This window comes from Bacillus amyloliquefaciens DSM 7 = ATCC 23350 (genome assembly GCF_000196735.1).
In the GTDB taxonomy this organism is placed as follows: Bacteria; Bacillota; Bacilli; order Bacillales; family Bacillaceae; genus Bacillus; species Bacillus amyloliquefaciens.
In genome coordinates this window covers 1,079,219-1,092,709 of record NC_014551.1, presented here as the reverse complement: position 1 = coordinate 1,092,709, position 13,491 = coordinate 1,079,219, and the positions used below count along the sequence as shown (strand labels likewise).

Sequence of the window (13,491 nt, the reverse complement as noted above, 5' to 3'; positions counted from 1 at the left end):
ACCCGGGACAGGCACAGAACTATAAGCTACAATGAACAGGATCAACATTTCCCGATAAGGAGCGTGAACGTCATGATTTCGCACTTCAGCTGGAAACCGTTATTCAAAAAAGAGAAACTGCCCGGATGGCGGATTTCGTTTTACTGGCAGGGTACTCATTACGAAGGGATTTACCATAAGTCCGGAGACATTGAATGGGGACATACACATCCGGGGAAAGAAGAGCCGGCTCTTGTAAAAGAGCTGCATGAATTAATGCTTTATCACATCTATGACTGAAAGTTCAAGCTCAGCCGACAAAGGCTGGGCTTTTCTTTTTCTTCCGCTATTTACCACACCGTTTTCCGAATGAGATGCCGTTTGATTCACCATAATACGTAGTACAAAGCGGCAAACAGCATTGGGTGAAGCCGAGCTGGCAATGGTTTTCATTCCGGAAACCATCAGCTGGTGCAATTCCAGCAAACCCAACCATACTAATTTATAAAGGAGATCATACAAATGGCTAACAACAACTCTTCAAACCAACTATTAGTACCTGGCGCTGCTCAAGCAATCGACCAAATGAAATACGAAATTGCTTCTGAGTTCGGCGTAAACCTTGGCGGAGAAACAACTTCTCGTGCAAACGGTTCTGTCGGAGGAGAAATCACTAAACGTTTAGTATCTTTCGCGCAGCAGCACATGGGCGGACAAGGCATACAATAACTCAATAAATGGCTTGCAGAAGGCGCGGGATACCGCGTCTTCTTTTTATGCCGTCACCCTTTTTTCCTATTCCACATACCCTAGGAAAAAAGGAGGGAAAACATGTCATTCATTGCCTCAGTCAATTGGGAGCTGTTTCAGTTCGTAACTGTTTCTTTGGTCAATGAATATGTTGCCCACCATTTCCCCTTTATTCACAGGTATTCTTTTCCCCGCTGCTTTGAATGATATAATGAGCGGCGAGGAGGTTTTTTACATGAAAATCGCTTTACTCGGAGCAACGGGAAGAGTCGGACAGGCTTTTATAAAAGAAGCGCAGAAACACGGACACAGTGACATATTCGCTCTTGTCAGATCAGCTGAAACAGCCCTTCCCATTCCTGAAAAACATATCATAACAGGGAATGCGAGACGGCGGGAGGATGTCGACCGATTGATCTCCAAAGCGGATACAGTCGTGAGCTGTCTCGGCACGGATGGCGGCGATACCCTTTCAGCCGCTGTGATCCATATAATAGACAGCATGAAACGGCATCATGTTCAGCGTCTGATTACGATCGGCACTACGGGTATCCTTCAATCACGGCTCATGCCTGACAAATACCGTTTTGAATCGCCGGAATCAAAACGAAAAACAGCAAGAGCCGCAAAGGAACACGCCCGCGTATACGAGATGCTTCTGGGAGAGGATGTTGACTGGACGATCATCTGCCCCACCTACCTTCCTGACGGAGATGCTTCCGGCGTTTACCGGTTCGAACAGGATATCCTGCCTGAAGGCGGTTCGCGAATCACCGTCGGAGACACGGCGCATTTTCTGTACCGTGAGCTGTTGAATCCGCAGTTTGTCAGAAAACGGGTGGGACTGGCTTACTAATGAAAAAAGGGCGAATCTTTAGATTCACCCTTTCCGGTTACACCGCGGACTGCGCCGTTCCTTTCTGTAATTCATACATTTGATGGTACTGCCCCTTTTGCGCCATTAATTCGTCATGGCTTCCCTTTTCAATGATGCGCCCCTTTTCCAGCACGAGAATCTGGTCTGCGTGTCTGATCGTGGAAAGCCGATGGGCGATAATAAATGTTGTGCGCCCTTCTTGAACCACTTGCAGCGCTTTTTGAATGATTGCTTCTGTTTCGGTGTCAATGTGCGCCGTCGCCTCATCCAAAATTAAAATGGCCGGATCGAACGCGAGCGCCCTTGCAAAAGAAATCAGCTGACGCTGCCCTGAGGACAGTGTGCCGCCTTTTTCCGTGACGGGCTCCATGATGCCCTTCGGCAGGGATTGCAGAAGGCTTTCGGCGCCGACTTGGCGAAGCGCTTCTTCAGCTTGCTCGGGAGAAATACGCTGATCATCAAGGGTGACATTGGAGCCGATCGTGCCCGAGAAAAGATACGGGTCTTGCAGCACAATGCCCATATGCGACCTCAGCTCCTGTCTCGACATGCCGTAAATGCTTTTGCCGTCCAGCAGTATATCGCCTTTTTGGGCATCGTAAAAACGGAACAGAAGATTAAGGATGGAGCTTTTGCCGGATCCCGTATGGCCGACGAGGGCGACCGTCTCACCTTTTTCAGCTGTAAAGCTGATATGTTTCAGCACCTCTTCTCCCTTTCGATAACCAAAAGAAACATCGCGGAATTCCACAGTCCCTTCCGCCTTTTTGTGTGCGGGAGCGCCTGTTTCTTCCGTTTCCTCTTCCTGTAAAAGTTCAAATACCCTGCCCGCAGAAACACGAGCCAATTCAAGCTTCGAAAATTGGTTGACAATCCCTGTAACAGGCTGAAACAAACGGTTTAAATAATCAACAAACGCATATAACACGCCGATCGAAACAAATCCTGCCGCACTCAGACTAGCGCCTCCGAAATACCAGATCAATCCGACAAACGCAAGATTGCGAAGAACATTGACAAGACTGTGGGACATGAGGGAATTTAAGGACAGCATTTTGTTCTTGAAGCGGAAATGAGCTTCATTTAATTCTTCAAATTCCTTCATCGTTTCCTTCTCACGGCGGAACGCCTGAATAATCGGCATACCTTGAATGGACTCGTTCATTTTCGCATTGATGTCACTGTTAATTGAACGAATTTTTTGGTTGAAGACGGATGCGTATTTACGGTACACAACCGACCAGATTATTAAGATCGGAATAATCAGAAGGCAAACGGCGGCCAGCCTGACATCAAGCATAAACAGCGCCGTAAAAATGCCGAGCATGTAGACGCCGCTTGTGATAAACGTAGACAGCACCGTTACATATAAATCTCTGACCGCTTCTGTGTCATTCGTAATGCGGGCCACGACCTTTCCGGCGGGCAGATTATCAAAGTAGCGGATCGGCATTTTCTGAATGTGCGAAAATACATCCTGCCTCATGCGCTGTATGATCCGGTTTGCTCCCATCTGCAGCAGGTAATGCTGGCCGTAATGAAAGCACACGGAAAACATGAGCAGCCCCGCATATATGGCGGTCAAAGTCAGCAGTCCTTTTATTTCCGGCCGGTAAAATTGAAAAATTTCCTGTTTGGATAACGTAACGGCGGGATATGACCTGCTTTCCTTACCGTTTGATATCGTCAGCCGGCCGTCAGACACCGAACGGTTTCCGTCAAAACTGACGGGGCGGTCAACAAAATAGTAGGCCGCACCGACTTGATAAATGTGCACCTCTCCGGTTTTGTCCGCCCCCGGTTTGATCCGGTCTTCCCTGACATAATCATGCCCCCGGAACCTGACGGCGCCCGGATCGTCCGCAGAGGCTTTATACCATATTTTTTCAATGCCGAGAATATGATCGTCAATCATTTTTTTTCCGATAAACGGGCCGGTCAGCTCAGTGCCGACCGCAATAATAAGCAGAACGACCGCCCAAATCAGCAGTTTTTTATATTGAAGCGCGTAATTCCATAATCTTCTTCCGGTCTTCATGCGCTGGTCCCCCCTTCTTCAAGAGAGGACAGCTGCTGCCTCTCATATTGTTCCCGATACCAGCCGTTCTGCGCCAATAGCTCCTGATGTGTGCCTCTTTCAGACACCCGACTTTCGTCCATGACGAGAATGAGATCTGCGTGTTCAACCGCCGAGAGCCGGTGGGTGGTGATAATCGTTGTTTTATCCCGCCGTTTTTTACGGATGCTGTCAATAATGGCCGCTTCCGTTTTCGCGTCAACGGCGGAAAGCGAATCATCTAATATGAGGATGTCGGGATCTGTCAAAAGCGCTCTCGCAATTGAGATGCGCTGCTTTTGTCCGCCTGAGAGCGCTACGCCCTTCTCGCCGACAAGCGTCTCAAGCCCGTCGGAAAGCATGCCGATATCGTTTTCAAAATGCGCATCTTTCAGCGCGCTGCCGATTTCTTCTTCGCTTGCGTCCTGCCGTCCGTAAAGCAGATTTTCCTTTACCGTCTTTGAAAATAAAATATGATCCTGCGGCACATAGCCGACCCACCCGCGGAGCTGATCAAGCGGAATTTCCTGAATCGGTACGCCTGTGAACGTGATCGCCCCCGCACCGGGCGGATATTCACGCAAAAGCTGCTTAATGATCGTCGTCTTTCCGCTTCCCGTTTTCCCGACAATGCCGAGCGTCTGCCCTTTTTCTACGGAAAAAGAGACATCAGAAAGAGCCGGTCCCGCTCCGCTCGGATACGTAAAGGTCACTTGTTCAAAAACGAGACGCCCGGGCTCCTTGATACCTGCGGGATGCTTGGGCCCGATCACGTCAGGCTCATAAGAAAGCGTCTCATTGACACGATCCAAGGAGGCATTGCCGCGCTGCATGATATTGATTAATTCGCCGATCGCAAACATCGGCCAGATCATCATTCCGAGATACACGTTAAACGATACAAGCTCTCCCAGCGTCAGCCGGTTTTGAAAAACGAGATAGGCGCCGTAGCCGAGACCGATGAGGTAGCTGAGGCCGACGAGAAGTTTCACAGTCGGCTCAAAGAGAGAATCGATAAACGCCACCTTCATGTTTTTCTCATATACATCAGCCGTCATATCTCCGAATCGGCTGACATCATTTTTTTCCTGCACGAAAGCCCGAATGACCCGGACGCCGGATACCGACTCCAGCACCTTGTCATTTAATGATCCGAAAGCATCCTGCGCTTCCGTAAACCGCTCATGAATCTTTTTTCCGTACAGACTGACCGCAGCCGCCATAATCGGCAGCGGGATAATCGCGGCGAATGTCAGCTTCCAGCTGATGACAAACCCCATCGTTAAAAATATCGTCAGCATATACATCGTCGAATCAACGAGCGTTAAGACCCCGAAGCCCGTCGTCATACTGACGGCCTGCAAATCATTTGTCCCCCGCGCCATTAAATCGCCCGTCCTGTATTTCTCAAAAAACGGCGGTGACATGTGAAGAAGTTTTCCCATCAGCTTTGAACGGAGAATCTTCTCCATGACATTCGCTCCGCCGAAAAGCTGATACATCCAAAAATAAGACAGCAAGTAGACGGCTGCCGTTAAAGCGAGAAAAACACATATATAAAACAGCATCCCGCTTTTCGTAAACACACCCGCCTTCATATCGTCTATTGCGTTACCGAGAAGTTTAGGCGGAAACATTTCAATGACATTCACAATCAATAACAGAACAATCGCCGTCGTATAGCGCAGCCAATAGGCTTTAAAAAACCAAGCCAGCTTTTTTAATACAGTAAACAAATACCGTCATCCCCTTTCATTAGTCAGCCTCCCTCAAGCTTTTCCGGATTGTTGTACATTTTTTTCACTAATACCGCCACATGCATCACACCTGTCTTTCTTCATTTTTTTGTATAAAAAAAGACATGAAGCGTCAGCTCCATGCCTCTTATTATGATAAATAAGGTACAGACCCGCCTTTTATGCGCGACTGCACCGTTTTTAAGCAAATGTTCAGAAAACGGAAGGTGTATGGCAGTCACGCCGGTATTTAGCTGAAGCTGAGTTGACACGCTGTAATGTTGACATGATCCATACCACCTTTTTCCTATATTCTTCCTTCATCATATAAATAAATCCTTTTATTGTCAATCCGGGTTTTAGCTTTTTTCCAAACGGGTATTGTTCTGCAAACCTTTTTTACTGAAAGGATGAGGCCGATGTTTCATGCGGACCGGTTGATTGCAGCTTTTGACGGAAGTGATGACAGTAAGAAAGCGCTACAAAAAGCCATAGACCTTTCAAAAACGTTTCACGCGGATTTAACGGTCGTGCATTCCCACAATGCAAAAGATACCCAGACGATTGTTGATCCTCCGAGGCCGGGAGCCGGGGCGACATATATCGGAGGCGGGATTGCAAGCGTTCCTGATCCGCTCCAAGCGGAAAGAATCTCCCCTGATCCCATGATTTATGAAGACCGCACGGAAGAAATCATTGCCGAAGCGAGAATGCTGATGAACGGCGCTGAGATTGACGGAGATATCGACATTTTAGAAGGTGATCCCGCTGACGCCATTATCGAGCATGCCGATCGCATATCGGCGGATTTGATCGTCATCGGAAGCCGAGACCGGAACAGGCTGAAAAAACTTTTATTCGGAAGCGTCAGTGAAAAGCTGTCGTCTAAATCCGATATTCCGGTGCTTATCGTAAAATGATCTTTCTGTGCAGCAGCTTTATAAAAAGCTGCTTTTTTTCTGTGTTCGTCCGTGCATGAAGACGATTTACATCTCCCGGCTGTTTCCTCTTTTTTTCGGCATTACAAAAAAGCTCGCCATGATCAAAAAATCGATGCACAATACGACGGACCAGCCCTTTAACAGGCCGCTGAGCGCTTCGGTCCGGGAAGCGTCGTGAATGAGAAATACCGTTCCGGCCAAAAGAATGCCGCCGATGATAAACGCTAATACATGCCTCCCCCATCCTTTTGCATAATGTTTGGCGTAATCCAGTCCGTACCGCTTAACTGGTTTTGCCCCTTCCTTTACCACATAATAACGGAAACGCTCATCCGCCCATTGAATCATGCTTTTTCCGAAGGCGACAGACACTCCGATGTAAACGGCGGCCAAAGCATGCGCCAAAGTCGCTGTCGCCCCTCTGTATAAATCAGCCGCAGCCGCAAGAAACAATACGGCATCCAAAAGAGGAATGAGAGCGAAAAAAAACATTCCGAGCTTTTGCCGCCTGAATAAATACCGCGCCGCCAATCCGCAGATGACAGCCGCCCAAAAAGCAGCCTCACAAATGACAATCAACCAAGCAACTGCGTTCAATCCGGTTCCCCCTTATCGTTTTCTAAAAAGCATTGTAACACCTCTTTTTATTTAATACAATCGTATTACAAAATTGCAAGAAAATTTTTTTCCTGTTACACTGGAACCATGCCTAAAATAATCGACCACGAAAAAAGAAGAAAACAAATAGCCGAAGCCACATGGCGGACGATTCTGGAACGGGGCATGGAAGGAGCGACAGTGAGAAACATCGCCCGGGAAGCGGGTCTTTCTTTAGGCGCGCTGAGGCACTATTTCACCACCCAGGACGAGCTTTTGGGGTACGCGATGACACTCGTAAAAGAAAAAGTTGCCGCCAGAATTAACGAAGTCGCCATGACAGATCTGCCGCCGAAAGAAAAAGCGGTGCGTCTGATGCTTGAAATCATCCCGACAGATGAAGAATCGATGGCTGAAATGGAGGTATGGTTCGCTTTCACAGCTTACGCCAGACATAAGGGGGAAGAATTTCATCCCCAGCACGACGGGATCTTGGAATATATCCGGAGCCTGATTGACTGGCTGGATGAAAATAAGCATCTGAAACCAAATCTTGATAAAGAGATAGAAGCGGAGAAATTGTATGCCATCGCAGACGGATTGGCGCTGCATGCCATGCTTGAACCGAATCGTCTTTCAAAAGAGAAGATCTCCCGCGTGCTCATTCAGCATATCGAATCTCTTTTTATCTGACAGAAGCAAAAAGGCCGGATGTGTTTCCGGCCTTTTTTCCGCTTATGATTGAACTCCGATCTCCTGCTGAATGCGCGACTGAAATGCCTCCAGTATCGTTTTGGCTACAGGACCCGGCGCACCGCTGCCGACCGGTTTTCCGTCAAGGGTTACGATCGGGATTAGTTCAGACGTCGTTGACGAGATAAAAATTTCATCCGCGCCTCTGAGTTCGTCTTCAGTAAGGGGCTTCTCCCGCACCTCAATCCCGTTTTCTTTCATCAGTTCTAAAAGTTTTATTCTGGTAATGCCGTTTAAAATCAGCTCGTTTGCAGGATGCGTCCGAACGGTGCCGTTAATGACGGCGTATACATTGGATGAGGTTCCTTCCGTTACCGCCCCGTCTCTTATCAGCACTGCTTCATATGCGCCTGCTTCATATGCTTTTTGTTTGATCATCACATTATACAGTAAATTCAGACTCTTAATGTCACATCTCAGCCAGCGTTTGTCTTCCGCCGTTATGGCCTGCGCTCCGGCTTTTTGTTCATTTTCCGGTTTTTTCACTGAAAAGGTGTATGCCGTCGTCTGCGGCTCCAATCCCTTGTCATACTGGTGCTTTCGCGGCGCCTTCCCTCTCGTCGTCTGAATATAAACTCCGCCGTCAATGAGTTTGTTTTCCTGTACGAGCTTTTGCAGATCCCATTCTATGTCTTCTGCGGAGAACGGAAGGGCGATACCGATTTCTGCGGCGCTTCTGAAAAGACGGACGATATGCTCCCGCAGTCCGAATAAGGCGCCGTTATACACTCTGATGACTTCATACACACCGTCACCGAATTGATATCCGCGGTCCTCAATATCAACTGCCGCTTCCTCACGATCAATCAACTGGCCGTTTACTAATGCCTTCATGTAAACCCTCCTAATCGTTATCTGCCGTGATGTGCATTCTCAGCTGTTATTGTCAACTATTCTATCATATTGAACAAGCAAGCCGGCAGCGGAGTTTATTTTTTTCTTAAAATCTTATCATTCGACATATTTTCTATGTCTTTTCCAGTTTTGTTCCTGTATACTTGATTCGACATACATATGCTGTTAACTTATGGCACTTTGCAAGCCTCCGTTGTTACCAGCATTATGAAGAAATTTATGCTACTGGAGAGATTGTTATGCGCAAGACAAAAGAAGGTGCTTCCCCTTCTCTGTTTTCATTGGCTTTTAAACTTACGAGTTTAGCAGTTTTGTGCGGACTGCTTCTGGTAATCGTCATAATGGGTTATTCCGCTTCCGCCGCAAAAAACAAGCAGGTCACCGTGACCGCAAACGGACAGCTTCGAGACGAAACAGAAAGCCTGCGGCTGAAAAATGATTCTCCCGACGTCTTACTTAAACATTTGCAGAAAGAGCAAGACACAGGGAAAAAAACGGTATATTTAACCTTCGACGACGGGCCGTCTCCATATACTGAACAGCTGTTGAATGTATTGAAGGCAAATGGCGCAAAAGCCACTTTTTTTATGCTTGAACCGCGGATGAAAGCCTATAAGCATTCCGTGGAAAGAGCGAACCGGGAAGGAATCGCGCTCGGCCTGCATGGCGTGACGCACGATAATCATCTGTTTTATCAAACACCGACATCGCCGCTGAAAGAAATGCAGCAGGGACGCGATACGCTCCAGGCAATCACCGGAGTGAAAACGGATCTTGTCCGTACGCCTTACGGCAGCAAACCGTCATTGACAGACACCCAGATTAAGCATCTCGAAAAAGGCGGCTTCGTGTACTGGGACTGGACGATAGACAGCGAGGACTGGAAGTACAAGAATGCCCGGTACGTGCCGGAAGTGCTGAATCAGCTCGCATATTTGGAAAGTGTTCATACGAGCAGGCCGCATGTCATTTTAATGCACGATCTGCCTGCGACGGTGCATGCTTTGCCGAGCCTGATCCAAAAACTGAAAGCTCAGGGCTACTCATTTGACGTGCTGACGGATCAAATGATTCCCGTCCATGAATAAGAAAAGCCGGATCTGTATATGATCCGGCTTTTTTTATGTCGCGGCGCTGATCCGCTTTGCAAATTCACCGATCTTCTCATGAATGACAAGATCAAATAAATGGTCGCAATATGTCGGCTCAAGGTTAATGATCACCTGCTTCAAACCGGGAATCCGGCTCACATCCTCAGGGACAAACCTTGCCGGCGCCACCTCAAGCGAAGTGCCGATCACAAGAAGAAGATCAGCTTTATCAAGCTTTTCATAAAGGGTTTCAAAATGCTGAACAAGATCGCCGAACAGGACGACATCCGTCTTTAATACAGCGCCGCATACCGCATGATCTCCGGTCTCCGCCGTACATTCCGGCACTTCTTCCTTCAGCAGATGTGAAAGCCCGTAGCGCGCTCCGCAGCGGGGGCATGCGGCGGTCTGAATTGAACCGTGAAGCTCATAGACACTGCTGCTTCTCGCTTTTCTATGAAGCCCGTCAATATTCTGCGTGAAAATGTCTACCTGTTTTCCCCGCTTTTCAAGATCCGCCAAATACTTATGGCCGGCATTCGGTTCATAACTTCCGCTCATTTTCATCTGAAACAGCTGTTTGAATTTAGGCCAGAAGTCGCGCGGACGGCGTTCAAAGTATTCCCTGCTCATCGCTTCCATTCTGGAGGTGTCTTCGGTCCATATACCGCCCGCCGAACGAAAATCAGGAATGCCGGATTCCGTGCTCATGCCCGCTCCCGTCAGCACCATGATACGTTCAGCCTGATTGATCAATGTCATAACCGCTTCCACTCTTCCACCGCCTTTTTCTTTTTATCATATCATGAAAAAAGAACGGCGCCTGTTATGCCCGTTCTTTTTCTCCGGAATGACCATTGACTTGAACCGGTTCATCCTGATTTTTCTGTTTCACAAAAACCGTTTGGCCCGGATAGGCGAATTCCACGCCTTCCTCCGCAAAAAGATCAATAATCCGGCGGTTGATATCCTGCCGCACATCCAGACTTTCCGCCCAGACGATGGTCTTTGTGTAGAAGTTAAAAAACAGATTGTAATAGCTGTCTGCAAACACGTCAAAATGAACCATAATCGTATCATCATGTACGCCTTCATGTTCACGCAGCATTTCTCTGAGCCTGATGATGCACCGCTCTAAACGGTCAATCGGCGTCGCATAAGAGACACGAATGGAAAACGTAACCTGGCGCTTCGTCATTCTCGTCCAGTTTGTGATGGCTTCCATGGACAGCGTTGAATTGGGCACGGTGACAAGCGCCCCCTGCGCCGTGCGGAACCTTGTGCTTCTGAATGTAATATCTTCTACGCCCCCCGTCACAGACGACGTCTCGACCCAGTCGCCGATCGTAAACGGCTTCTCCGTAATGATGATGATACCGCCGAAAAAATTGCTGATCGTATCTTTAGCCGCGAGTGCGAAGGCCAGCCCGCCAAGTCCGAGTCCGGCCACGAACCCGTTTACATCATAATTAAATTCCTGCGCGATTACACTGACGCTGAGCGCGAGAATGACAAAGCGCAGCACCTTGGATAAAAACGGCGCCAAAATGTCATCCATATCAAGCTCAAAGCGCTGATTGACTTTATGAAATAAAAAGGAAGACGCGGATGTCAGATTGCAAAGCCCCCAGGCGATCAGCGCCACGATCAGGGAGCGGTACATTTTTTTGACAATATCCATCTGCCCGTCTAAAAACGGCGAATACTCAATCGCCAAAAACAGCCCCAGCGCCACGAAAAACCATCTGGCCGGCTTGTCAAACGCGATGGCAATCTGTTTGAATATGTCGGTTTTCGGTTTGTTCGCCAATTTATAAACAAGCTGAAAAAAGTATTTGACAAACAGCTTTCTCAAAATGAGAAAAGCCGCTAAAATTCCAATGCTGATACCGATCTGTGAAATATGGTCAAGAGTAAAAAAGCTCTGAAAATGTGTCATCATGGCATATGCTCCTTTGTCTTGTCGAAAATCCATTATACTAAAACATTCGGACATCAGCTTCTTTTAATGTCTTCAGGCAGCCTAAAAACCCCGGCAGCAGAACACAGCCGGGGTTTTCACAAAATTCGTTCATCTTTCAGCCAGATACAACAGGGGCAGGCACTATTTCTTCTTCGATTGTGTCTGTTTCAGGAGAGTCGCTTTTTGAATTTCAGCATCGGTTTCGGCTTTAATTCTTTCTTCCACTTTCAATCTCCCTTTTCCCATGATCTCGCCTCCTTTTTGCCATTATAAATCACCACTGCGGATTGTAAACCGAAAAAAGCACTATCTTCATTCCAAAAAAATCCTCTTTCGCACATTCACCAGTTTGAATCGCTGTGCATATATGAATTTGATATAATAACAGAAATGCCCTTGAGGGGAGCTGACAAGCTTGTATACCATCGCCCATCGCGGCGCATCCGGTAATGCGCCCGAAAATACATTTGCGGCATTTGATATCGCGGCCGAATTGAACGCTGATTTCATTGAGCTTGACGTCCAGCTCACAAAAGACGGACACATTGTCGTCATTCATGATGACAGAGTCGACAGGACAACGGACGGCTCCGGTTTTGTAAAAGATTACACGCTGAAGCAGCTGCAGTCTTTGGACGCCGGAAGCTGGTACGGAGCTGAGTTTAAAGGAGAGCGGATTCCCCTGCTCGAAGAGGTCTTGAAGCGCTATCATTCTAAAATCGGATTTTTAATTGAACTAAAAGGGCACGCTTCTCAAGTCGGTCTTGAAAAAGCAGTCGGCCAGCTGTTAAGCAAGTTTTCCTTTTCCATTTATCATATCGTTCAATCTTTCAGCCTCAAGTCGATTCAGATCTTTCATGACATGTATCCGTCCGTTCCGACTGCGATCATTGCCAGGCCCAGCTTTGGGATGTTTTCCAAAAGCCAGCTGACCGCCTACAAATCAGCCGCAAATTATGTCAATATTAAATACACCCGCCTGAATCGGTTCTTGATTTCCACCGCCCACAGACACGGCCTGAAAGTATTTGCATGGACGGTCAGAAACAAAAAGACGGCCGAAAAGCTGCAAATGATGGCAGTTGACGGCATTGTAACTGATTTTCCGGATTTTATTTCTAAGGATGGCTGATATGAAACAATACATCGCAATTTTTATCGGAGGGGCGCTTGGCGCTTTGCTCCGCTTTGAATTGAGCACGCACATTCACAGCAGTTCTTTCCCCGCGGCTACTTTCCTCGAAAACGCGGCGGGAAGCCTTTTACTTGGTCTTATCACGGGTTATTTTGTCATTCGGGCAAAGCGCCCTCTTCTAACCGCCTTTTTCGGAACCGGTTTTTGCGGAGGTTTCACGACGATGTCAACCTTCGCAAAAGAAACCGTCTTTTTGCTGCAATCGTCTCCCGCAGCTGCTTTTTGTTATGCTGCCGCGACATTATTCGCCGGCCTTGCCCTTGCGTATGCCGGCATTTTCTGCGGACGGCGGATTGCTCTCCGTTCAGCGGGAAAGGGGCATGAAACGTCATGACGATTGTTTTGATGCTTATCGCAGCGGGAATCGGAGCGGTATTGCGTTTTCTGCTGGGTCAAACCATTTCAGAAAGGACAAAAGGTTTTCCGATTCCGCTTGGAATGGCTGCGGTCAACCTGCTCGGCTCTTTCGGTCTCGGCATGTTCACCGGACTGGGTCTGGATAATCCTTCCGCCGGTATCATCATCGCGACAGGTTTTTTCGGTGCGTTTACGACCTTTTCCACCTTCAGTATTGAAGCCGTGCAGCTGATGATGAACAATCGCATAAAGGAAAGCCTGCTCTATATCGCAGTTTCAGCAGCCGGAAGCCTTTTGGCGTTCTGGTGCGGCCTCATTATCATATCCATTTAAAAAAACCT

At 47.8% G+C, this 13,491-nt stretch carries 17 protein-coding genes; 10 read left to right on the top strand and 7 right to left on the bottom strand.

The features are described from left to right. Positions 1-63: 63 nt before the first annotated feature. From BAMF_RS25980 to BAMF_RS25965, 4 genes are all read left to right on the top strand, one after another. Positions 64-279 (top strand): YheE family protein, encoded by a 216-nt coding sequence (locus tag BAMF_RS25980; RefSeq protein WP_012117190.1) that lies wholly within the window; start codon positions 64-66, stop codon positions 277-279. A gap of 222 nt (positions 280-501) precedes the next feature. After that, on the top strand, positions 502-708 hold the full coding sequence (locus BAMF_RS25970; RefSeq protein ID WP_013351684.1) for an alpha/beta-type small acid-soluble spore protein: 207 nt from the start codon (positions 502-504) through the stop codon (positions 706-708). 102 nt (positions 709-810) lie between these two features. Continuing rightward, the gene (locus BAMF_RS41800; protein WP_014469983.1) at positions 811-936 is read left to right on the top strand and encodes a hypothetical protein; all 126 of its coding nucleotides are present in this window, start codon (positions 811-813) and stop codon (positions 934-936) included. Positions 937-964: 28 nt separating this feature from the next. Next, a complete protein-coding gene (locus tag BAMF_RS25965; RefSeq protein WP_013351683.1) occupies positions 965-1,585 on the top strand; it encodes an NAD(P)-dependent oxidoreductase in 621 nt (206 codons plus the stop codon). Between the two features lie 37 nt (positions 1,586-1,622). Here the strand turns inward: BAMF_RS25965 and BAMF_RS25960 are convergent, their stop codons facing one another. Together BAMF_RS25960 and BAMF_RS25955 are read right to left on the bottom strand one after the other, a co-directional pair. Next, a complete protein-coding gene (locus BAMF_RS25960; RefSeq protein ID WP_013351682.1) occupies positions 1,623-3,644 on the bottom strand; it encodes an ABC transporter ATP-binding protein in 2,022 nt (673 codons plus the stop codon). After that, entirely contained in the window at positions 3,641-5,398 is a 1,758-nt protein-coding gene (locus tag BAMF_RS25955) for an ABC transporter ATP-binding protein (protein WP_013351681.1), read from the bottom strand. Before BAMF_RS25955 ends, BAMF_RS25960 begins: the two co-directional genes overlap by 4 nt. A gap of 419 nt (positions 5,399-5,817) precedes the next feature. Here BAMF_RS25955 and BAMF_RS25950 point away from each other — a divergent pair, with 419 nt between their 5' ends. Beyond that, a complete protein-coding gene (locus BAMF_RS25950; RefSeq protein ID WP_013351680.1) occupies positions 5,818-6,318 on the top strand; it encodes a universal stress protein in 501 nt (166 codons plus the stop codon). Positions 6,319-6,384: 66 nt separating this feature from the next. On the opposite strand, the gene BAMF_RS25945 is transcribed toward BAMF_RS25950, so the two are convergent. Continuing rightward, positions 6,385-6,936, bottom strand: a complete 552-nt coding sequence (locus BAMF_RS25945) for a hypothetical protein (protein WP_013351679.1) — start codon at positions 6,934-6,936, stop codon at positions 6,385-6,387. A gap of 108 nt (positions 6,937-7,044) precedes the next feature. Between BAMF_RS25945 and BAMF_RS25940 the strand changes: the two genes are divergently transcribed. Next, positions 7,045-7,629 carry a TetR/AcrR family transcriptional regulator gene (locus tag BAMF_RS25940; protein ID WP_013351678.1) on the top strand — a complete coding sequence of 195 codons (585 nt, stop codon included), beginning with the start codon at positions 7,045-7,047 and terminating at the stop codon, positions 7,627-7,629. 42 nt (positions 7,630-7,671) lie between these two features. Here BAMF_RS25940 and dat read toward each other — a convergent pair whose 3' ends face one another. Then, entirely contained in the window at positions 7,672-8,523 is an 852-nt protein-coding gene (gene dat, locus BAMF_RS25935; RefSeq protein ID WP_013351677.1) for a D-amino-acid transaminase, read from the bottom strand. Between the two features lie 260 nt (positions 8,524-8,783). Here dat and BAMF_RS25930 point away from each other — a divergent pair, with 260 nt between their 5' ends. Next, positions 8,784-9,632 (top strand): polysaccharide deacetylase family protein, encoded by an 849-nt coding sequence (locus BAMF_RS25930; protein WP_013351676.1) that lies wholly within the window; start codon positions 8,784-8,786, stop codon positions 9,630-9,632. 33 nt (positions 9,633-9,665) lie between these two features. On the opposite strand, the gene BAMF_RS25925 is transcribed toward BAMF_RS25930, so the two are convergent. The 3 genes from BAMF_RS25925 to BAMF_RS41195 form a co-directional block, all read right to left on the bottom strand. After that, a complete protein-coding gene (locus BAMF_RS25925) occupies positions 9,666-10,397 on the bottom strand; it encodes an NAD-dependent protein deacylase (protein WP_376745306.1) in 732 nt (243 codons plus the stop codon). 64 nt (positions 10,398-10,461) lie between these two features. Continuing rightward, the gene (locus BAMF_RS25920; protein WP_013351674.1) at positions 10,462-11,577 is read right to left on the bottom strand and encodes a mechanosensitive ion channel family protein; all 1,116 of its coding nucleotides are present in this window, start codon (positions 11,575-11,577) and stop codon (positions 10,462-10,464) included. Between the two features lie 162 nt (positions 11,578-11,739). Further along, positions 11,740-11,844, bottom strand: a complete 105-nt coding sequence (locus BAMF_RS41195) for a YhdX family protein (protein WP_003155299.1) — start codon at positions 11,842-11,844, stop codon at positions 11,740-11,742. A gap of 169 nt (positions 11,845-12,013) precedes the next feature. Between BAMF_RS41195 and BAMF_RS25915 the strand changes: the two genes are divergently transcribed. Genes BAMF_RS25915 through crcB form a run of 3 tightly spaced genes read left to right on the top strand, consistent with a single transcriptional unit; the run spans position 12,014 to position 13,483 of the window. After that, positions 12,014-12,730 (top strand): glycerophosphodiester phosphodiesterase, encoded by a 717-nt coding sequence (locus tag BAMF_RS25915; RefSeq protein WP_013351673.1) that lies wholly within the window; start codon positions 12,014-12,016, stop codon positions 12,728-12,730. Position 12,731: 1 nt separating this feature from the next. Further along, positions 12,732-13,127, top strand: a complete 396-nt coding sequence (locus tag BAMF_RS25910) for a fluoride efflux transporter FluC (RefSeq protein ID WP_013351672.1) — start codon at positions 12,732-12,734, stop codon at positions 13,125-13,127. After that, positions 13,124-13,483 carry a fluoride efflux transporter CrcB gene (gene crcB / locus BAMF_RS25905; protein ID WP_013351671.1) on the top strand — a complete coding sequence of 120 codons (360 nt, stop codon included), beginning with the start codon at positions 13,124-13,126 and terminating at the stop codon, positions 13,481-13,483. The genes BAMF_RS25910 and crcB overlap by 4 nt, the downstream gene beginning before the upstream one ends. The last annotated feature ends 8 nt before the right edge of the window (positions 13,484-13,491 follow it).

Excerpts from the sequence above, each read along its gene's own strand:
- BAMF_RS25970 (WP_013351684.1), top strand. The coding sequence starts at position 502 with ATGGCTAACAACAACTCTTCAAACCAACTATTAGTACCTGGCGCTGCT.
- BAMF_RS41800 (WP_014469983.1), top strand. The coding sequence starts at position 811 with ATGTCATTCATTGCCTCAGTCAATTGGGAGCTGTTTCAGTTCGTAACT.
- BAMF_RS25965 (WP_013351683.1), top strand. The coding sequence starts at position 965 with ATGAAAATCGCTTTACTCGGAGCAACGGGAAGAGTCGGACAGGCTTTT.
- BAMF_RS25960 (WP_013351682.1), bottom strand. The coding sequence starts at position 3,644 with ATGAAGACCGGAAGAAGATTATGGAATTACGCGCTTCAATATAAAAAA.
- BAMF_RS25950 (WP_013351680.1), top strand. The coding sequence starts at position 5,818 with ATGTTTCATGCGGACCGGTTGATTGCAGCTTTTGACGGAAGTGATGAC.
- BAMF_RS25940 (WP_013351678.1), top strand. The coding sequence starts at position 7,045 with ATGCCTAAAATAATCGACCACGAAAAAAGAAGAAAACAAATAGCCGAA.
- dat (WP_013351677.1), bottom strand. The coding sequence starts at position 8,523 with ATGAAGGCATTAGTAAACGGCCAGTTGATTGATCGTGAGGAAGCGGCA.
- BAMF_RS25930 (WP_013351676.1), top strand. The coding sequence starts at position 8,784 with ATGCGCAAGACAAAAGAAGGTGCTTCCCCTTCTCTGTTTTCATTGGCT.
- BAMF_RS25925 (WP_376745306.1), bottom strand. The coding sequence starts at position 10,397 with ATGACATTGATCAATCAGGCTGAACGTATCATGGTGCTGACGGGAGCG.
- BAMF_RS25920 (WP_013351674.1), bottom strand. The coding sequence starts at position 11,577 with ATGATGACACATTTTCAGAGCTTTTTTACTCTTGACCATATTTCACAG.
- BAMF_RS41195 (WP_003155299.1), bottom strand. The coding sequence starts at position 11,844 with ATGGGAAAAGGGAGATTGAAAGTGGAAGAAAGAATTAAAGCCGAAACC.
- BAMF_RS25910 (WP_013351672.1), top strand. The coding sequence starts at position 12,732 with ATGAAACAATACATCGCAATTTTTATCGGAGGGGCGCTTGGCGCTTTG.
- crcB (WP_013351671.1), top strand. The coding sequence starts at position 13,124 with ATGACGATTGTTTTGATGCTTATCGCAGCGGGAATCGGAGCGGTATTG.